At 57.1% G+C, this 19,946-nt stretch carries 20 protein-coding genes; 6 read left to right on the top strand and 14 right to left on the bottom strand.

Translation table 11 applies throughout. The features are described 5' to 3' along the window. Positions 1-15 precede the first annotated feature (15 nt). The gene (locus tag VGM18_06980; GenBank protein ID HEY3972729.1) at positions 16-1,116 is read right to left on the bottom strand and encodes a hypothetical protein; all 1,101 of its coding nucleotides are present in this window, start codon (positions 1,114-1,116) and stop codon (positions 16-18) included. Between the two features lie 265 nt (positions 1,117-1,381). On the opposite strand from VGM18_06980, the gene VGM18_06975 reads away from it, so the two are divergent. Further along, the gene (locus VGM18_06975; GenBank protein HEY3972728.1) at positions 1,382-2,401 is read left to right on the top strand and encodes an ornithine cyclodeaminase family protein; all 1,020 of its coding nucleotides are present in this window, start codon (positions 1,382-1,384) and stop codon (positions 2,399-2,401) included. Between the two features lie 283 nt (positions 2,402-2,684). On the opposite strand, the gene VGM18_06970 is transcribed toward VGM18_06975, so the two are convergent. After that, positions 2,685-3,485 carry a hypothetical protein gene (locus VGM18_06970; protein HEY3972727.1) on the bottom strand — a complete coding sequence of 267 codons (801 nt, stop codon included), beginning with the start codon at positions 3,483-3,485 and terminating at the stop codon, positions 2,685-2,687. Between the two features lie 267 nt (positions 3,486-3,752). Between VGM18_06970 and VGM18_06965 the strand changes: the two genes are divergently transcribed. From VGM18_06965 to VGM18_06950, 4 genes are all read left to right on the top strand, one after another. After that, complete coding sequence (locus VGM18_06965; GenBank protein HEY3972726.1) at positions 3,753-4,073, top strand: hypothetical protein; 321 nt, start codon at positions 3,753-3,755, stop codon at positions 4,071-4,073. Between the two features lie 265 nt (positions 4,074-4,338). Continuing rightward, a complete protein-coding gene (locus VGM18_06960) occupies positions 4,339-5,055 on the top strand; it encodes a hypothetical protein (protein HEY3972725.1) in 717 nt (238 codons plus the stop codon). 178 nt (positions 5,056-5,233) lie between these two features. Further along, a complete protein-coding gene (locus VGM18_06955; protein ID HEY3972724.1) occupies positions 5,234-7,495 on the top strand; it encodes a patatin-like phospholipase family protein in 2,262 nt (753 codons plus the stop codon). A 281-nt stretch (positions 7,496-7,776) separates the two neighbouring features. Continuing rightward, the gene (locus VGM18_06950; GenBank protein HEY3972723.1) at positions 7,777-8,022 is read left to right on the top strand and encodes a hypothetical protein; all 246 of its coding nucleotides are present in this window, start codon (positions 7,777-7,779) and stop codon (positions 8,020-8,022) included. A 156-nt stretch (positions 8,023-8,178) separates the two neighbouring features. Here the strand turns inward: VGM18_06950 and VGM18_06945 are convergent, their stop codons facing one another. Beyond that, positions 8,179-8,664, bottom strand: coding sequence for a single-stranded DNA-binding protein (locus tag VGM18_06945; protein ID HEY3972722.1), 486 nt, complete (start codon positions 8,662-8,664; stop codon positions 8,179-8,181). Positions 8,665-8,830: 166 nt separating this feature from the next. On the opposite strand from VGM18_06945, the gene VGM18_06940 reads away from it, so the two are divergent. Beyond that, positions 8,831-9,211 carry a hypothetical protein gene (locus VGM18_06940; GenBank protein HEY3972721.1) on the top strand — a complete coding sequence of 127 codons (381 nt, stop codon included), beginning with the start codon at positions 8,831-8,833 and terminating at the stop codon, positions 9,209-9,211. A gap of 205 nt (positions 9,212-9,416) precedes the next feature. Here VGM18_06940 and VGM18_06935 read toward each other — a convergent pair whose 3' ends face one another. The 11 genes from VGM18_06935 to VGM18_06885 form a co-directional block, all read right to left on the bottom strand. Further along, entirely contained in the window at positions 9,417-9,830 is a 414-nt protein-coding gene (locus VGM18_06935) for a VOC family protein (GenBank protein HEY3972720.1), read from the bottom strand. A 6-nt stretch (positions 9,831-9,836) separates the two neighbouring features. Then, positions 9,837-10,694, bottom strand: a complete 858-nt coding sequence (locus VGM18_06930) for a HEAT repeat domain-containing protein (protein ID HEY3972719.1) — start codon at positions 10,692-10,694, stop codon at positions 9,837-9,839. Continuing rightward, positions 10,691-11,575 (bottom strand): signal peptidase I, encoded by an 885-nt coding sequence (gene lepB / locus VGM18_06925; GenBank protein HEY3972718.1) that lies wholly within the window; start codon positions 11,573-11,575, stop codon positions 10,691-10,693. The genes VGM18_06930 and lepB overlap by 4 nt, the downstream gene beginning before the upstream one ends. Before the next feature lie 35 nt (positions 11,576-11,610). Next, positions 11,611-11,877: a hypothetical protein gene (locus VGM18_06920; GenBank protein HEY3972717.1), complete on the bottom strand. Its 267-nt coding sequence runs from the start codon at positions 11,875-11,877 to the stop codon at positions 11,611-11,613. A gap of 100 nt (positions 11,878-11,977) precedes the next feature. Next, positions 11,978-12,412, bottom strand: coding sequence for a DUF420 domain-containing protein (locus tag VGM18_06915; GenBank protein ID HEY3972716.1), 435 nt, complete (start codon positions 12,410-12,412; stop codon positions 11,978-11,980). Positions 12,413-12,422: 10 nt separating this feature from the next. Then, on the bottom strand, positions 12,423-13,250 hold the full coding sequence (locus VGM18_06910; GenBank protein HEY3972715.1) for an ABC transporter permease: 828 nt from the start codon (positions 13,248-13,250) through the stop codon (positions 12,423-12,425). 3 nt (positions 13,251-13,253) lie between these two features. Continuing rightward, positions 13,254-13,508, bottom strand: a complete 255-nt coding sequence (locus VGM18_06905; protein ID HEY3972714.1) for a hypothetical protein — start codon at positions 13,506-13,508, stop codon at positions 13,254-13,256. 1 nt (position 13,509) lies between these two features. After that, positions 13,510-14,550: an ABC transporter ATP-binding protein gene (locus VGM18_06900; GenBank protein HEY3972713.1), complete on the bottom strand. Its 1,041-nt coding sequence runs from the start codon at positions 14,548-14,550 to the stop codon at positions 13,510-13,512. 105 nt (positions 14,551-14,655) lie between these two features. Beyond that, positions 14,656-15,750 carry a COX15/CtaA family protein gene (locus VGM18_06895; GenBank protein HEY3972712.1) on the bottom strand — a complete coding sequence of 365 codons (1,095 nt, stop codon included), beginning with the start codon at positions 15,748-15,750 and terminating at the stop codon, positions 14,656-14,658. Beyond that, entirely contained in the window at positions 15,719-16,516 is a 798-nt protein-coding gene (locus VGM18_06890; GenBank protein ID HEY3972711.1) for a carboxypeptidase regulatory-like domain-containing protein, read from the bottom strand. The genes VGM18_06895 and VGM18_06890 overlap by 32 nt, the downstream gene beginning before the upstream one ends. Before the next feature lie 128 nt (positions 16,517-16,644). Then, a complete protein-coding gene (locus VGM18_06885; GenBank protein HEY3972710.1) occupies positions 16,645-19,908 on the bottom strand; it encodes a cytochrome c in 3,264 nt (1,087 codons plus the stop codon). Between the last annotated feature and the right edge of the window lie 38 nt (positions 19,909-19,946).

Genomic DNA, 19,946 nt, shown 5'->3' with positions numbered 1-19,946 from the left:
AATCAAAAATGCCGACTAACCGCCGTTGTTGCAGATACCCAGCTTAAACGGATTGTCGTGGAACGATTCGGTCCCGCCGTCCACTGACGTGGTGTTGGGCGCGCCGAAGTATTCCAGGTAAACCAGATCCTGGAGGTTATAGGTGAATCCATTCAGCACGTAGGGGAATGCTCCATAATTCGAGAAGCCTTCCTCCGGATCGCCGACTTCCAGAATCCCGCAAGAAACCGGATTGCCGCCTGTGTTCACGACCAGCGGATCGTCCATCCACTCGCCGACTTCGTGGGACATCGCGGAAACGTCCTGCGAGAAGATGCCGGGGGTGCTGATGTAGGTGAAATGTGAATACGCTTGAGGTGCCGAGGTGCTGCCATAGGAGCTATGATAACCGCCGATGCAGCATCCGAAGTCCGTCAGATACGAATCGTAGGTGATGAAGATCGGAAGGGTGTTCGGCGTGATGACCTTGGCATACTTGGTGAGGATGGCCTGAAGCTGGCCATCGAACCAATTGATGTCGGCCGTGCCCACCGTGATGCCAAACTCCGTGGTGACGCTACCGTCGCCCGCCGGCACCGTGAGGGTCTGCAAGGGGACAAGCTTGGGCTGGGCCAGCAACACATGATAGTTAGTACCGGCGACTTCCGACCAGAAGTTGCCGCGCTGGAATGCATCTTCGTACTGCGTGGTTCCCAAAGAGGTTCCTTCGGGGGTGACCCAGGCCATATTCTTAAAAATCGGCGAACCGATCGTGTTCTGCACCGCCGACTTGCCGTTGCTCTGCACGGTTTCGGGGCTGAAGATCGTGGTTACGCCATTCTTCACATATTTCAGGGCGATCGGGATCAGAAACGTTTTGACTGTGGTCGATGTCCCGGTGGTCGGATCGGTTCCAACCATGTTGTAGTTATAGGTGTGGCTCTTATACACGAACGATCCATTCCAGGTCGTTAGTGGAGTCAAGGGCGTGTTGCCGTTGTCGGCATGCAGTTTGGGCAGCAGACGGGCGAACCTGGGGTGGGCCGGCATAGTATCTTCCTGGGCAAGGGCGGTGCCTGTTCCGCAGGCAACCAGAGCAAGCGCAGCCAGAAGGCTGAGCACAGTAAATTGCTTCATGTTTAGGGATTCTCCTTAGGGTCGATGAAACCGTTGAAGTTTACGGAAAGCGAACACAAAGTGCTGATCGGGATCCGGAGTCCACAGCTCTCAGGATGCAGGGAAACAACAAATCCGATTGATTCTGCGGTTCTTGGCCGTCTCTGTCAACTGTGAATATTTTTGCAGCATGCCACAATTGGCTCCGGAAGCGCCGACTCGCGCCATTTCTCTCATTCCTCGCAAGCGCCGCCCCTTCTGTAAAATGAGTTCGCGCCAACCCCAAATGTCTTCTACCCATCTCACGGAAGCTGATGTCCGCCGCCTGCTCGATCCGGCTCGCCTCTGTGCTGTTATCGAAACGGCATTCCGCGAGCGTTATCCCTCCATCAGCCTGCCGCCGCGCACCCACGCCGAACTCGCCAACGGGATTTTCCTTGCGATGTCCTGTTACGACGGCGCGACCGGCACACTCGGAATGAAGCTGGTGATGGTTCGAGACCATGTTCGGTCCCGCGCCCAAACTCGAATTGCCGCGGACAGCGACGAACCGGTCGCTGATGAATCTGGCGCCGCTCTCACCGCAGGCCGCGTGCAGGCGACCTATCTGCTGCTTGATTCCGAGACTGCTCAACCACGCCTCATGATCGCCGCCAACTACCTCACCGACCTGCGCACGGCCGCAACCTCGGCCGTAGCCACGAAATTTCTGGCCCGCCCTGACGCATCCACGCTTGGCATCTTCGGTACTGGGCGATTGGCGCTTACTCATCTGGCGATGCTGCCGCTGGTGCGCAAGTTTCAACGCGTTCTGGTCTGCGGACGCAATCCAAACCGATCTCTGGAGTTTATCCGCAAGGTTTCCGGCGACGTGCCCGGTCTTACGATTATGGCCGTCGATGCCCGCGCCTGCGCCGCCGAATCCGACGTAATTTGCACCTGCACCTCGCACCCCGCTCCACTCTTCAACGGCCGCGACCTGCGTCCCGGAACCCATCTCAACCTGGTGGGAGCATACCGTCCTCAAAACCGCGAAGTGGATACCGTTACGATTCAGCGATCGCGCGTTGTGGTCGATACCTATGGCGGTTCGTTATCGGAAGTCGGAGATTTGTTGATTCCGATCCAGGAAGGGGCGATTACGCGCGATCACATCGCTGGAGATCTTCACGAATTGGTCAGCGGGAACAGGCAGGGAAGACGCAGCAGAGATGAGATTACCGTATTCAAGAGCGTGGGCTGCGCTCTGGAAGATCTGGTCGCCGCCGAACTCCTGCTCGCGGCCTGTTCCGCCCCCTGGGCGTGATTCGGCTGTGCCCAGCGAACTTCCAGCCAGACAAAGCACCACCTGCGCTCCCCGTAGCAGCACGCTTCGCAAACGGCTATCGCGGCTTCATGTACCAGAAGATCGCCAGCGCCACCAGGGCGACAGTAATAATCCAGAGGACGACGTCCTTACTCGCACTGCCCTTCTTTTCTTCTGCCATAAACTAGGAGTACATCACACCTGAAATCAGGGTTCAAGTGCTGTGCTGATTTCCCCAGCAACAGGAACCCGCGGTTGTGTTTTCGAGGTCATGTTTTTGAAGTCATGGTTTTGCTGCGGCAGCGGCGGTTCCGGACCGCTTGTAGTCCCTGAATTTTACGATCTCGCGGACGTGAATGGCCTGAACCTGGAAGTGCAGCGTGTCGTCGACCCGCGCATACGCCGGAAACCACATTCCGTCCAGGTACTGCCGGTAGCTTACAAACGTCGGCCTGACGTCCATCGGCCTGTTCTTTTTCACGCGCACGATATCCGGCACGCTCTTGCCGCACAGCTTCACGATCTGCAAGTCTTTGTCGTCGACCCACACCCTGCCCTGAAAATACCGTTTATTCTTTTCTTCTTTCTTCGGCTCGACGTGAAACACATAAGTATCGAGATCGTCTACGTGCTGCTGCCCGGCGTAGCTCAGTCTGTACTGGGGAAGTTCTTCGGTCGTGAGAACCCACGCCATAAACACGTGGATGTCGTCCATGTCTTCCTGGGTCAGCTCGATCCCCCGTAGCGTAGACTGCTCGGCGAAAGTCACATGCTCCGCCCGCTTTCCCTTGTCTTCATACGAAACCGTACTGATCTCATGAAACTGCCCGTCGACGGATTTATCGTTGAGCGTTTGCACCAGAACGTCCTGGGTGTAGGTGTAGTGCTCGCGCGCTTCTTTCACCTTGGTCTCCTGCGCCGCGAATTTTTGAATGAGTTCGTCGGCTGACATGTTCTTGGGCGGAGTCATATCCAGCACCCCGTTTCCCTCAGCGCAATCTGTCTGTGCCATGACATGTGAGCCGAGAGTGCCGATCACGATCAGCGTAGCCGCGAATCCCATCGATCCGCGCATTCTTCTCATCTTGCCTGCCTGTGGCATGCCGGCTGCCTCCCAGCTCGATTTGATAGGGGAAAACATACACCGCCGACGCATAGCACGCAACGCAGGAATCTCCTCCAATGCACTTGGACGCTTCCTCTGTAGGTTGGGCTTACGGCCCACCATCTGTACTTTCCCATAAATGTGCAAAATCTTGCGTGATTCTTTACTTTTCTATCGTAAGTTTATGAATCGGAAGCGATTGTGGTTGGCACGCTGGTTGCACCTGTAGGGATGGACTCAAAACTTATGAAGACCACATTTCTTGGGCTGTTCATCGTCTGTGCCGCTTCCGCATTCGGACAAACCGGAGTCGCAGTGCTGTCGAATCAACCACAGATTATTGAGCCTCCTAGCCACGTTCTTCATGCTGAAACACATTCGCTGGCAACCGAGCATCCTCTGGTGGGCGGCGGAGCTTACACTTATGCACAGGGCGAGCGTCCCCTTTGGGAGTTCGGCTCTCCCTATCCGGAACCGGCGCCTCTGGGCGACGTTGCTCGCGCCTTGCGCAAGGAAAAGATGACAGCCAAAAAAGCCGAGATCGTCCTGGAAAAGCAGGGATCGTAGATTTCGTCTGCTTCATGCGAACTCGTGCCGTGGGGCCGGTTCTCTACCCCGCCACCGAGCGCCAGCTCGGGCTCACCGTGTCGCCGTCGCCAGTTGCTCACGATGACCGCAGTCCGGCTACACGGGCATAAAACGATTCCCCGATCCTGCGCATCAGACCATATGCATCGGCATTAGCCTTTCCGAAAATCTCCGAATCTGCTCGCCAACTGTCCGGCGGCATTGGCGGGAGTGTACACTGCCCACTGGTGGAGGAAACGTATTGATGACGCCCGGTAAGGCGGACTGGGTCCGCATATGTCTGTTTCTGCTGTTCCTTTTACCCACGGTTCCGGCCTATTGTCAACGCGGAACCCTGGATCTGAATCTGGGAGAGACCACCGATCAGTTTGCTTCCTTGCCCTCGGTCTCTGATGCCGTTCTCGACATTAACGGCGACGTGACCGTTATCAGGCCATCGCAGAAGCATGGCGGACCAAGCATCGTAGCCGGCGGCGAGATTCGGGTGCCCAGCGATACGAACAATCATTCCAAAGAGTTCGCCGTGTATGGCGGCGCTATCTGGGGAGTGCATAATTTTTCCATAGGCTTTGACGGCGGAGTCCGCAAGATCTATATGCCGCCGGCACGGGTGAGTGGCCAGACCCTGAACCGGGATAATCTGGAGACGCTCGAGTTGCCGCTCGTCATCCGATACAAGTTCGGTCCCGAAAAGCGCGCCTTTCTCGAGGTCAAGGGCGCTCCGGAACTTACCCCGCACTATAAACGGTCCTCGCTCAACACAGTTCCGCTACCTAGTCCTAGCCTCGACCATGGATATTTTCTGCGTGGGCGCATCGGCTACAACTTTGGCAAGTGGTGGTATGTCGCGGGCACCTACGAGACCCGCTATTTCAAATTCGAATCGAATCTCGGTAATCCCAGCAATCTGTACAACTGGAAAAGCAATATAGTCACCGGAGGGGTTGGCCTGCGTTTCTGAATAGCCTCCGCAGAAGTTCTGTCATTCCGAGCACAGCAGGATTTTCCGCAAACGCGGAAAATCCTGCGCAGTCGAGGAAGATGCTTTTCCTTCCCTTGTTACTCTGATCGCTCAAACCTGCTAACCTTTTTCCCTCACCCAGCCGTTTTGCTTTGTCTTAGCACCAGAGGAGCATACGATGAAAGCAACGGATCGTCCCACCGTTGGCTCGGTTGTAGTTTTGTTTTCTTGCAGCGTCTTTTTATGCACCCTGGTTCCTTCGTCACTTTCACAAACCCAGGACGTACCGACCATCGCGCAGGTTGCTCCTGTCCGGGAGCATCGTCCGCGGATTGGCTTGGCTCTCAGCGGCGGCGGTGCGCTGGGTCTGGCCGAAATCGGCGTGGTTCAGTGGCTCGAAGATAACCACGTCCCGGTCGACCGGGTCGCCGGCACCAGCATGGGCAGCATCATCGCCGCGATGTACGCCACCGGCATGTCGCCAGCCGAGATCCAGACCTTCGCGGAGAAAATTGACTGGGACCGGGCCTTGCTTCCCGAGACGGTTTACACTCAGCTCTCCTTTCGGCGCAAGCAGGATCGTCGCGACTTCCTGATCAATGCTCCGCTTGGCCTGAAGCACGGTTTGAATGGGCCGAATGGTTTCAATTCCGGCCAGGGTGTGGGACTGTTGCTCGATCGCATTGCCTTCCCGGAATCCGGCGCCGCGAGCTTTGACGACCTGCCGATTCCGTTCCGCTGTGTCGCGACCGATATGCTAAGCGGAGAAGGCGTCGTGCTGCGCGATGGATCGCTTGCCCAGGCGGTGCGTGCCTCAATGGCAATTCCAGGCGTGTTCACTCCGGTAGAGATCAATGGCAGGATTTTGGCAGACGGCGGCCTGGTGCAGAATATTCCCGTTGAGACTGTGCTTGAAATGAATGCAGACGCCGTGATTGCGGTCGAATTGCGTCTGCCTCCTGGCAAACCGAAAGACCTCGAAACTCTTACTGGAGTCCTTTCTCGCGCAGTCGACGTCGTGATCACGCAGAACGAGCGGCGTTCTCTCGCTCTGGCGCAGGCTAAGGTCAGCATTGACATGAGCGGTTTCGCGGTGACCGATTATTCGCGAGTCCAGCAGTTGGTCGCGCTCGGTTACAAGGCCGCGGCTAGTCAGTCTGCCGCCCTGCAGCCTTTTGCCATTCAAGATCCCGAAGAATGGAAAGAATTTCTCGCCGCTCGGGCGGCGCGGAAACGTCGAGCGCCCGATAAGATCGCAATTGTCGAAGTTACCGGCGCCGATTCCGACACAAACCGCCGAGTTCAGAAGCGGCTCACCAAAGCCCTGGAGGGTCCTCTCGACCTTTCCAAGGTCGATCGGCAACTGACCCACATTGCCGGAGAAGGCCAGTTCGATCGTCTCGGCTATGAAGGCTTCACGCAGAATGGAGTTCCCGCTCTGCGCGTCACCACTCACGATAAGTCCTATGGTCCGCCGTTCGTTGACCTCGCAGTGAACGTCGATGGTTCCGGAGTAGCCGCATTCGATTTTTCCGCGGGCGCGCGCATTACTTTGATGAATGTGGAACACCACGGCGGCGAGTGGCGCAACGATTTGCTTTTCGGCTCCAGCAATCTTGGAGCCACCGAGTTCTATCAGCCGCTGGGCCAGTCGCGATTCTTTGTTTCGCCATACGCTTTTGCCTCCAAGTTCGCGCGAAATTCTTTCAACGGACTCACTCGTGTAGCTGTCTTCGGGGATGAGCGTGCCGGCGGCGGCTTCGACATCGGATACGACTCCGGCCGCCGCAGCGAATTCCGCATCGGCTATGAAATCTTCAGCGGCAAATTGAGCCCTCTGATCGGCGCCGCCGGCCTGCCCATCGTTCACGGCAGCACCGGTGAATTTCGCGCACGCTATGTATGGGATGGGCAAGATAGTCCCTCGGTCCCTGCGAGTGGAACTCGGACGGTCGTCACGCTCTCACGGGTTCTACAAAGCCCCGGACTCGCGCATCCCATCGGCCAGCTCGATGCGCAGACCTCCGTCTTTGTCCCGGTTGGGCCAAAGACGTCGCTATTTTTCGACATCTCTGGCGGCACAACCTTCAATGGCTCTGCCGGACCATTTCAAGTGTTTGTTCTCGGCGGCCCGTTTCGTTTGGGCGCGTATCTTCCTCAGGAATTTCTCGGCAACCACTACGGCTATTTGTCGTTGGGATTCCGTCGTGAGCTCTATACTTTACCCGTTCTGGCCGGAAGAAAAATCTATTGGGGAGGATGGTATGAAGCTGGCACTGCTTTCGGCACGCCTTTGCTCAATCCTGGCCCGATCGTCGTGCGTGGCACATTCAATCTTGGAGTGATCGCCGACACCATCGTCGGCCCCATTGCGGTGGCCGGCAGCGTCAGCCCCACGGGCCAGAGTCGCATCAACTTCTCTATCGGTCGCCTCTTCTAGGGAATTGTTCCGACGACAGAAGGTAATTTAATTTTCTAGACCGATGGCGGTCCTGACCGAAGCCATATTCCAGGCGGGACGAGGGATCTCAGGCTCAACGGACCCAGCGCGTCAGCCACCCATGCGCTGAATTCGAGACATTGCCGGCGAACGCCGGCAGGCATTCAGGCCACCTGCGAACCCGTCATGGACGAGCGCACCGTGGTAGACTCGTTCCACTCAAACTGGAGTGCCTTCTGAGTGGTCAACGGCTCCAGATTTACGTTTTTTTAGAGGAAGGTATGAAACCAGCCATCGAGACTCCCGGCAGAGCCTCTACCGATCCCTACCAAAAAACAGTTTGCTGCCTGCGTTGTGAACAGCAACTGCAACGCTATCAACTGATGCGCGCCAGTCTGGCCCCAGGCAATGCCAGCCACGCAATTCTGTCTTGCCCACGCTGCGGCCATATCGAGTTCGTTGCGGACACCAGCCCGCTGCTCCAGAGCTTGGAGTTGGTCACGATGGATACCGGCGACGGAGATTAGGCATTCGCCTCGTCGAGCGCGCCCCCGATTGGATAGCGCGTGTAGTCTTAAACACTCGGTTACCCCGTTCTTGAGTTGTTTGCAAGAGTGGTATACGATGCTGCCGGTACCGGGTCGTCTTGAGCCCTTTGCAACCCTTCGCCGCAAGCGTTCCCACTAGAACGGGATATCTTCGTCGGTGATCGGCCCCGCGCTGGCGTGTTCGGGCTCTGGCGTGCGCTGATCGAAGTTGTTGCCGCCGCCGCCCGTGGAAGATGACGCTCCGCGCGAGCTTCCCGCGAAATCGCCGCCTGCGCTTTCGCCCTTTCCACTCAGCATCACCAGATCGCTTACGTTTACTTCCGTCATGTACTTCTTTTGGCCGGAGGTCTTGTCGTCCCACGAGTGGGTGCGCAGGCTGCCTTCAATGTAGACCTTGCTGCCTTTCTTTAGATACTCGCCGGCGATCTCCGCCGTTCTCGCCCACGCGGTGACGTTGTGCCACTCGGTGCGGTCCTGCCAGTTACCGTCTTTGTCTTTGAATCGGTCGTTGGTGGCAAGACTGAACTTGGCTACTGGCGTGCCGCTGGGAGTGTACTTGACCTCGGGATCCTTGCCCAAGTTTCCGAGAAGGATAACTTTATTGACGCTTCTGCCTGCCATTGTCGGTGCTCCTTTGCAGGGGTCAACTATAACAGAACGAGGCTGGTGGAGAGGACGGGGAGTGTCGCCGCCATACTTGAGAGTGCCATTTTGGGTCAGGGCCTTTGGCTCAAAACCTGACAACTGAAAGCTAGAACTGACAGCCTTTTGCGCTATAATTCCGCCCATGCCTCCAGCACCCGGCGCCACCAAGGCCGTTGGAATGGTTCCCGACGACCAGAAGTTCGAACCCCGATCCAAAGGCCTCGCCACCCCGCGCAAGAAGAAGCCCAAAGAACTGGCGGTCATCACCGAGTGCTGCACGGGATGCGCCGGCTCGCCTGCCTGCGTGGAATATTGCCCGGTCGAGGACTGCATGTTCTGGGTGCCCGACGAAGATAATCCGCCGTTCGGCCGCATCGCCATCGATCCCATCCTCTGCATCGGCTGCAAGAAGTGCTTGAGCAAAGGCCCCGACGGCTGCTTCCTCGACGGCTGCCCCTGGGACGCCATCGTAATGGTCGATACAGTGGAGGTAGAAAAAGAAGTAGGGCCAATGGCGATTTGAAAGCCAGCTTCTAGCTTCTAGCTCTTAGCTACGCCAACACACACAGTCGTCCGAGCGGAGCTGCGGAATTCACGACGCGAATTCCGCAGGGGAGTCGAAGAGCTGCCCTCAGCTTGTCGAAGGAATCTCGTGTCCGTTTGCAGCACCAAAAGCTGAGCAGGGAGTTTCCACTCCGTACTGTGCCGTGGTTGACGTCCGAAGCGCACTAACGCCGCCCGTCCTTTAACTGCAGCAAGTCCCACTTGTTCCCGTAAAGATCTTCGAACACCGCCACCGTGCCATACTCTTCCTCGCGCGGCGACTCGTTAAACTTGACGCCGTGCGCCACCATCGCACGATAGTCGCGCCAGAAATCATCGGTGTGCAGGAAGAGGAATACTCGCCCACCGGTCTGATTACCGATGCGGCTTACTTCGTCAGGGGTAGATGCACGGGCCAGCAAAATCCTGGTCCCGCGCGATCCGGGCGGCGCAACCAGTACCCAGCGTTTCTTGTGTCCCAGCCGGTCGTGCGATACGGAATCCTCAACTAGGTCGAATCCCAGCAATTTGGTGAAGAACGCGATGGCCTCGTCATATTCGCGGACAACGAGAGCGATGTAGCCTAATGTTTGCGCCATAATTTTCTAACGTTCGGCGCGGGCGCGGATTGCTTTCTCGGTCTCCTGCGCCTGTTGACGCACGTCATTGGAAATATCGGGCAAGTCGCGCTCGTAAGGACGAATCGCTCGGAGATCATCCGGTTGCCCCACCAGATAAAGCGCCCGCAACGCCTCCCAGACTTGCTCGGTGCCGGGATCGACAACCGCCACTTCGGAGCCGGCGGTCAAGTTCGCGCCAGGTTGTGCAACGGAGCGGATTCGCCCCGGAATCGGCGATCGGATTTCGAGAGGCGCCGCAGCCCCGGTCGTCGCGAGCTTCGCCAGCAATCCGCCCTGATGGACGGGCGTGCTGGGACGGTCCGCGTCCACAATGCGGCCATCGGCGGGAGCGTTGATCTGAGCCGGTTGTAGCAGCGCCACGATCTGCGGGCGCCCGCTGGCATCGCCGAAGCGCACCAGCGACAACGCCGCGTTGCCCCGCACCAGCGGCGAAGAATCCGTGAGCATCTTGAGCAGCGCGTCGTGAAAGCCCGCGCCCGATGTGTCCTGCCCCATTACCCAGGCGTCGGTGTTGCGCACTTCCTCGACCGGATCGGAAGACAACCGCACCATGTCGGGGTACCATTGCTTGGCAGCCGCATCGGCATGCGACATCCGATCACCCAACTGCACCAGCGCATGCTGGATGTGCCGCGGCTTCTTGTCGTCGTGCAGATATTCGGTCATCTGCTGGTCGGAAAGATGCCGCCCGAACCAGGTGTTCCACCAGAACAGAAACGGCATCAGGACGATCAGCCAGCCAGTGGTAAAAAACAAAATCTTCTGCGTGCGCGACATGGAGCGCTTGGCCGGAACTGACGCTGATAGCGAGGGTTTACTCATCGGACGGCTGCCCCCTCATGCGCCGCTTTATAAACGAAAAGTACCTTTCCCATAATCGACCCTTTCTCGACGAATCCATACTCCGGCGAACGGCTGTCGAGGCTAACATCGCGGTTGTCTCCCATCACGAAATACTTCTCTGTCGGCACGGTAACCGGTCCGAAGGTTTGCATCCACTGGTCGATGCCATCTTCCGAATCCACGTTCCTCCGTGTTAACGAATGTTGAATGTACGATTCGTTGATCAGACTGCCGTTTAGCATGACTTGGCCAGATCTGCCCTCGATTGAGTCACCGCCGATCGCTATAATTCGTTTAACAGTGAATTCTCTCTTTCTATAGCTCACGATCACATCTCTGTATTGCGGAGCATGGGAATGGAAGGCTCGCACATCGACAAGAATGCGATCACCGCGCTGAATCGTCGGTTCCATTGATACCGACGGGACGTCAAAAATTCTGAAGCCCGCCGCGCGCACGATGCCCGTACCGGTAAAACTGATAATCACTAGAGCCGCCGGCAAAGTAATGGCCAACCACCATGCGGAGACCCGGTACCCCGACTTGGCATTTGGTATCCATTGAGCGCTGCAAGCGGAGTAGAGACCTAGAACGACTAAAGCTGCGATCAGGATCACAAAGCCGGGATAGTAGCGCGGCAAGCGCAGAGGCCAGAAAGCACAAAGTAAGGCAGCAAACAAACCTGAGAGCAACATCCCTTTGGACGACTCACCCAACAAGAAATGACCGCTGCCAGGACAAGCTGCGGAGAGTATCGTAGCGGATAACTGACCGAGCACTGCCAAAGGTGACACCTTGGGAGGCGGCGTCGCATCCACAAGCGACGCGGGAGTACTAAGAATGCTGCTGCCTTCGTTCACAGAAAGAGGACTATATCAGAGTTGCACGATGTCACCTACTCCACGTCCGCGTCGAGCACCCGCTCCTGCTCCAGATAATGCGACATGGCGTACTGCGCCAGAAGCGGCGTCTGGAGCCGGATTTCAGCGCCAATCCATTCGCCCTTGGCATGCGGTGCGTCCGGGGGATGGTTACAGCGCCCGCCGCTGCCGAACTGCGGCCCGAAATCCGCGCTCTGAATCTGATCAAACTGCCGGATCTCGCGCCACGCGCCATCGGCCACCGTGCCGGAAACATCAATCTTAAGTCTCAGAACAGACATAGAGAGAAAGTTGTCGTCGCCTCGAGGACGATCAACAACGCCGGCAGTGACCGGCCAACGACTAGCGACCAGCGATTGACGACTGACGACTGACGGCCGTTCAGCTGTGCGGAAACCACTGGTACAGCATGAAATACACGATCACGCCGGTGACGGAAACGTACATCCACAGCGGCCAGGTCCAGCGCGCAATGGCGCGATGTTGGACGTAACGCGCCTTCAATCCCCGGCTCAAGGTAATAATCGCCAGCGGAACAATCACAATAGCCAGCGTGACGTGCGAAATCAGAATCGTAAAATACACCGGCCGCGACCAGCCTTCGCCCAGGAATCGAATGTTGCCGACCTCGAAATGGAAAAATAAATAGCACGCCAGAAACAACGCCGATGCCGTGACCGCCGCTATCATGCAGACGCGGTGCGCCGCCATGCGCCCGCGCGCGATGAGCACGCGCCCGGTGAGCAGCAGAACGGCGCTGGTTCCATTGAGGGATGCGTTGAGGGCCGGGAAGAAGGCGTATTGTTCAGCGATCAAGCGGCGGGCCTCATATTGTCGAAGATCTGCTTCTTCGGTTCACCATCAGGAATGCCAATCCAAACATGACTAGCGAGAACAGGAGCAGAGTTGCCATCGAGTACGAAAGCGGGGAAGCGCTTTCCGCGCCGGGATACAGCAATGTGCGCAAGGCTCGGACCCCATAGGTCAGCGGATTAATGTTCATCAGGGCGCGAATCCAGGTCGATGCGCCGTCCATAGAAAACAGCGCACCCGACAGCAGCCATAGTGGAATTAGAAACAGGTTCACGATGCCATGGAAGGCCTGCGAAGAATCCATGGGCCAAGCGATCGCGAAGCCGAGCGCGGTCAAAGCGAACGAAACCAGAAAGACAACGACGCCGATCAGCAACACCTGCACCAGTTCCAGATGCACACCCGTGAAAGGAGCGAACACCAAAAAGATCATTCCCTGAATCGCCGAGAGCGTGGTCCCGCCCAGCACCTTGCCTAGAACGATCGCCGTTCGCGGCACCGGCGCCACCAGCACCGATAACAGAAAGCCTTCCTTGCGATCCTCAATGACAGACATCATCGTAAAGATGGAAGTGAAGAGAACGATCAGAATCAGTGTGCCGGGATAAGAGTAGTCCAAATAGTTTTGCTGGCTTGATCCGGGGCTCGATCGAAACGAACTGCCGAAGCCCGACCCGAGCACTAACCAGAACACCAGCGGCGACGCCAGAACACCGACCACGCGCCCCGGCTGCCGGTAGAAGCGCACGATCTCCCGCCACCACAGGGTGAATGCCGGCAGGACTACTCCCGCGGATGCGTGCACCATTGGCCGCGCTAAGGTCGTTGTCTGCATCGCCATTGGTTAACTCGCCTTTGCCGCCGGAGCTTTTACCGGCGCGGCTTTCTTTTTTCCGATCATGCCCCGGTCGCGCATCTCCCAAAATGCATTCAGCAGAAAGCATCCCGATAGCGTGAGCAAAATCAGAGTCATGAATAGTCCATCCATCGTCACCGAAAAAGGCGAGAGCGTGATCATGCCACTCACAAATATCCACCCCACGCCCACCAACGGAACCAGGCCAAGCACCAGAGAAAGCACCAGAATCATTGGACGCAAGCTATCTCCTCTTTTTCTTTTTATCGTTCTTCGTTTTTTCAGCAGAATCGGCTTCGCGCTCTTCGCTCCAGAACTTGTGCCCAGTGCGATGAATGAACACATCTTCAAGCGCGGGCTTGCTGACGGAGATCGCCTGAATCTCTCCCGGAAACGCCTCGACCACGTCGGGGACGAAGCGATGTCCGCCCTCACGCTCAATGCGCACCTGGTTGCCCATCACAGTCGCTTCCACGCCAAAGCGGGCCTGGATGTGTTCGGCCAGCAAAGCCGCATCCCGGGCGGCATCCAGTAGGATCACGTCACCGCCAATCTCGCTCTTCAATTCAGCCGGCGTGCCCAACGCCACCAGATTTCCTCCATTCATAATGGCCAGTCGATCGCAGCGTTCCGCTTCTTCCATCAGGTGCGTCGTGACCAGCACCGACACATGCTCTTCATCGCGCAGAAGCTGCAAGTACTGCCACAGATCGCGGCGTGCGCCCGGGTCAAGCCCGGTCGTGGGTTCGTCCAGCAACAACACTCCCGGATGATGCAATAGTCCTTTCGCCAGTTCGATGCGCCGCTGCATCCCGCCCGAAAAAGTTTCTACGCGCTCCTTGGCTCGGTCCGCAAGTCCCACGCGCTCCAGAATCTCCCTCACTCTCGCCTTGAGCGGCGATCCGCGCAGACCATAAAGATGTCCCTGATGCCACAGATTCTCATAGGCGGTCAACTTCGCGTCGATGCTTTGGGCCTGAAAGACAACGCCAATTTGCCGCCGCAAGTTCGCCGCATCCCGCGTCGCATCACGTCCCATTACTTCGGCCCGACCCGCGGTCGGCTCCATTAGCGTCGAAAGAATCCGGAACAGCGTGGTCTTTCCGCTGCCATTCGGACCAAGCAGCCCAAACAATTCCGCGGGATGCACGTCGAAAGAAACTCCATTCAATGCGGTTCGGTTCTCGTAACGATGGACGAGATTTTGCACGGAAATGACGGCCGCCGCGGAGTCGTGCTCCGCTTCCGGACCGGCATCGGCGAACGCAGAAACTTTCGAGACCAAACGAAGACTCCGAAGACCACAATCAGTTTACGCTATCAGGCTCAAATGCTGACGGCATATGGCATTCGCAAGGCGCACACCATGCAAGCGGGAGAATCAAATTGGTCATGCAGCGGAAGGATCCTGGTGCGTCCGCGGCAGTCGCTCCTCGAACGCGACCGGAACGTGACGCCAAACCTGGATCGCCAGTATTACCGCAGTCGCCAGCAAGAGCGCGCCCACCGCCACATGCGCCACCGTCGAGATCACCATTGGAAGTTCCGGCTGCACCTCATCTCGACCCCACGCCACGCGGGTGAGGAATGCCGTAAACCCGAGGCAGAGCTGCGCAATGACCAGCGAAAGCATCACAATCGCTGGACGACGCACCGCTTCAATCTGCGAATACACGGAAAGCGCGCGCACCGCGGTCCATGCCACCACGAATGAGACAACTACAGCGTTCAGAACATGAGGCCACCAACTTAATCCGTGGTGACGAAACATTGCCCCTAATAGCAGTTGTACGTACAACACGAAAATAGAGAGTAACGTAAGGGTGAACAGGCTTGGCCGGCGCTGGTCGAACTCCACATGAGGCTGTTCTTCTACCCACTTGCGTCCCGTGAACACTGCCATTGCGACCGCAATGCAGAAAAATGTCTGGGCCAGCGCCGCATGCGCCGACGACACCTGCCATGGCAGATAGAACAATACGGTTAGCCCGCCCAGAATTCCTTGTGCGATGACCGTGCCGAGGGCGGCAAAGCCCAGAATGCGCATCCAGCGCCGTTTTTCGACGCGCCAGGTCCATACGGCCAGAATAATCGTCAGCAGTCCCGCTACCTGCGCGATCATGCGGTGCGTATGCTCAAACTTCACGCCGCCGACAAGCCTCGGAATTTTGTACCAGGAGCCGAACGAGGTCGGCCAGTCCGGCACCGACAATCCCGCGTCATTGCTGGTGACGAGCGCCCCTGCAATGATGAGAAGAAAAGTCCAGCCGGCAAGTACGACAGCGAGCCAATGATGCCCGCGATTATAAGATGTCGCGATGGCTTTCAGAGTGTTGCCCCTTGGGTCTGGAACGCATAAAGACGGAAATCCGTCGCCGGGCTTGAGCGGGCGAAGCAGATCGCACAATAGGAGCGATCCGCTTCGTCCAACCCAATATTTTACCACCGCGATCTTACTCGGCGGCCGCTTTAAAGCTCTGGTCAACGGTCTTGGTATCTTTGGCCGCAACCGTCACTTTTTGATCCTGCTCTCCCAGCTTTTCTTGAACAAACGCGATGGTGTAGTCTCCCGGCGGCAGACCCTTAATCTCATACTTTCCGGACTTATCGGTGACCGCATAGAATGGGCTCTTCACCACGTTGATGTACATCTTCATCCACGGATGTTGATTGCACTTCACCGGCAGCATGATTTCCTCGCGCGCGAAATTCTTTTCGATCGCCGGAGATGATGGCGGCTGCGACTCGTTCCACTCGCGATTGTCTTTCGGCGTGGGATGAATGTTATGCGTGGTCGGATCGTCGTTCTTGATCTGCACGGTCTGCCCCGCCATCACGCCCAGAACGTGCGGATGATAGTGGCAGCCCTGCTGGTCGAGCACCACTGGATCCTTGGGCACATCAAACGTACGGTTGCCCAGCCCATCTTTCACATAGACGAAAACGTTGGCCAGATCGCCGCCGCTGACGACAACGTTCTCCGCCTCGTTCATCCCTTTACAGCCGGGGTCTTGACTCATGTCGATCTTGGACTGCTTCGGCGCCGTTCCGTCAAACTTAACTGTGCCGTTGATAGTCGCGGCGGTAGCCGGATCGATCGGAGTAGCCGGTTGAGCCGGCGCCGCCGACTCTGTCGGGGCGTTGCTGGATTGCTCTGTATTTTCTTTTTTACTGCACGCTGCGAGCGCGAGCAATGCGCACAACGCTAATGCGGCGACGGAAAGCTTCCTCCAACCTGTTTTCTTATTCATGATGTCGTCCTCTCTTTATGTTCTCTTCAAGTTAAAGTTCGAATCTTCAAAACGCGTTGTCATTCCGAGTGAGCCGGAGCTTCGCAACGGCGCTTCGAGGAATCTGCCGCTCGCCCCACCGCGGAATTCTATCGCGAACCACCGCTCGCCGCAGACCGCAATTCCACTGCCTGCTCACGATTCGTAGGCATGCGCACTGCCGCCTTCGCGTGCGGCATCGATGCAGCAACTCGTCTTTGTTCTTCCGGCGTGAGCTGAAAGATGTAATCCGTCAGCAGTTTCCGATGATCGCCTTCGAAGCCATTGAACGTCGGCGGGGTCGGCCCAGAAAACACCCACTGATTATTTTGCTGCTTGAACAAACCCGACGGCATCGACGTACCCGGACTCACCGCCTGCGGATCCGTAATCCAGCGCTCCACCCAATCCGGCTTCAACCGTTCCTTGGCCAGCAGAAAGTTCGGTGCAGTCGCAATCTTATCGTGCGAAGGATCGCCGGTAGCGTGGCACTTCAAGCATGGCGCAGCGGTGCTCGAGAACAAACTGCGCGCCATATCCGTCTCTTTGGCTGTGAGCGTCGGCACTTCCTCGGGAATATAAGGAAGCGGCTGCTGCGACAAAGCCTGAAAGAATCGGACCAGCTTTCGCAACTCGTTATCCGAGAAGGAGAAAGTTGGCATCCGCACTTTCAAGTAAGGCCGCACGCCATTGCGATTCGTGTCGGTCGTGCTGAGCGCGGGATTCGACAAGAATTTCCGCAGCCATTCCGGATCGACGCGCGCGCCTTCCGTCAACAGCTTCGGCGGCAACTGTTCCTGCGCATCCTGATACTGCGGCAATCCCATTAGAATCGTGCGCTGCCCCGGAATAAACTGATGGCATCCCATGCAGTTGTATTTCTTGACGATCCACCAGCCTTCCTGAATATCGTGCCGCGCATCTCCCGGCTTGTACTGATAACTCTGGGGCAGGGAAGTCTCCTGACTTCCGAGCAGGAATGTTGTGAGGTTGAGCACCTGATCTTTGGTGAGATGAACGTTCGGCATGCGCAGAGCTTCGGTCTCGCTCTTCACCTTGCCTTGATCGTAGACATTCGGCTCGGCCAACTTGTGTTCGAAGAATCCTTTGTGGTCGTACCAGGGTTCTTTCGCCGGACCATCGGGCAATCGCGCGAGGTCTTCTTTATCTTTGATCGGCTCGGCGTCTTTGCCGCCGCGCTGTGCGGCTTCCGTGAACAAGGCGAAGTCGAGCCGCTCGATCGGCTTGCTGCCCTCAAAAGTCAACTCGGTACCGATGCGGCCTTCATCTTCCATGCCCGCGATTTCGTGGCACCCGGCACAGCCGTAATGCCGCACCCACTTCTGGCCCTCTGTCTTTAGCGCCGGATCATCCATGAATGATGCGTCCGGGTACGACGAAGGCTCCTTCTTCTTCTGCGTCAGCAGATACGTCGCAATGTCTTCCGCGTCCTCAGGACTCAGACGCAGGTTCGGCATCACTGTCATGTTCTGCACTTGCATTTCGTGGCCATCGTTTGGATCTTTACTGTGCTCGAGGTCAAACACGTAGGGAAGGCCCTTCTTCGCGTAATCCTCAGGACCGATATCTTTCTTCTCGGATGGAGAGTAGGGCCGCGTACGCTCGCGTGGATTATGAATCCAGCGGACAAGATAGTCGTAGTTCGCTTTTTCGCCGACGCGCGAGAGGTTGGCGGCAAACGTCCCGCCCATCGTCTGATCGCCTTCACCGATCGAGTGGCAGGCGAGGCATCCACGTGTCTCGAAAAGTTCTTTTCCGTGCGCGGCGTTTCCGGGCTTGTGCTTCGGCAGGGCATCGGTGAATCCCGATTGCCAGATGAATGCCGATATCGCCTGAATCTGATGATCGTTCAGACGGAAGTTCGGCATCTTGGTCGTCGGGCGAAAATCCGACGGCTTCTTCAGCCACACCGGAATCCAGGCCTTGTTCAACTTTAGTCGGACGTCTTTCAGGTTCGGACCAACTTTTTTCTCATCCTGCATCAGGCTGTGCGACTGAAAGTCGAGCTGCTGGAGTCGGGCGTCCAGCTTGCTATTCGCCACTCGCAAGTCAACCGCCTTGCCGTTCAGCGCATTCGCTTCGTCGTTCGATGATGCAGCGTCAGCCTGCTTCATCAGGTCTGCGGAATTCTTGACGTTCTCTCTTTTTTGCGTCTCAATTTGCTTGATCTGCTGCCCAACCGAGTTCAGATCTTCGGGCTCTTTGTCATATCCCTCATAGCGATGGCAGCCCATGCAGCCGCGCTGGCGGAACAGATCTTTTCCCGCATTGATGGTCTCGAACTGCATGTCGCCGCTGGCCAGCACCATATCGGCAGCATGGCAAGTCTGGCAGCCCGCCTGCGAATTCTCTTTCGGATACAGCGGCCACAACCAGTGCTCATAATTTCCGTGGGCCTTCTCAATGCTCGTCGTGGCACGGCCATTGCCCTGGTGACAAGGCGAACAACCGAACTTTTCAGGGTCGTGCAGCGACAGCAACTCCGGTTCGGGATGGCTTACAAACGCATTCGCATATTCGTCCGGCTTCTTCTCTCCCTTTGCCATCATGGCGGCGGCGGTGACCTTGATCGGTTCCCGCGCGTTCATGTGGCAGGACTCACAGCGGTCGACAATGTTCGCTTCGGCAACATTGATCTGGACAATCGCTGGATCCCATTCCGTCGCCCTCTTTTTCAAGCCTTCAATCTGTTGCGGTGTCAGGTCCACCAGGTGATCGGAGATGTATTCATCCATCTTCGCCTTGGCGGCGGTCACCGGTTTCAGAGCGTCGCCGAGTTCCAGGCTGAGCTTGGTCCGCTCGTCGCGGATTTCGTTGTAAGTCTCTTCCAATTGCGGGAACGTGAACTTCTTTTTGGTGCCGTCTGGGAATGTGACCGTCGCCTGCTCGGCCTTATAGGAGTCGATCTCTTTCTGTTTGCTGGCCTTCGATGAGGCGCTGGTGCTGGTTTCCAGTTCGTAGGTCAGCGCATTCACATAGGCGCGGCGATCGGTAAAGACGCTCTGCACGGCAAGTAAGCGCGCGCTTGCATCGTCCAATTTCTTACGAATTTCATCGCCCTGCGGCTTCGAATCCTGATAGGCCTTTTCGTAATCCTGCTTTAAAGCCACATATTGCGGATCGTGCTCGACCGAATCTTCCGCCTTGGCAGATTTCGACTTCGCCGTGTTCAGGAAGGCGCTGTAGCGAGTCTTCCACTGGTCCTGCAATTCCTTCCACGGGCGCTGTCCCCAGGCCTCGTCATAGAGCGCCCAGAACAGCGTGGCAATAAGAATCACCGTCGCCACCATGTAATGCAGCGCGTACGATTTTCCGGTTATCGGATCCTGCTCGGGGATAGGCTTCTCAGGCACCGCTTCCTCCGAATTCAGTCGTTAGTCGTTAGTCGTTG

Origin of the sequence: Candidatus Sulfotelmatobacter sp., assembly GCA_036500765.1 — a bacterium.
GTDB lineage: Bacteria > Acidobacteriota > Terriglobia > Terriglobales > Acidobacteriaceae > Sulfotelmatobacter.
The sequence above is the reverse complement of the archived record's forward strand: the minus strand, read 5'-3'. Positions and strand labels throughout refer to the sequence as shown.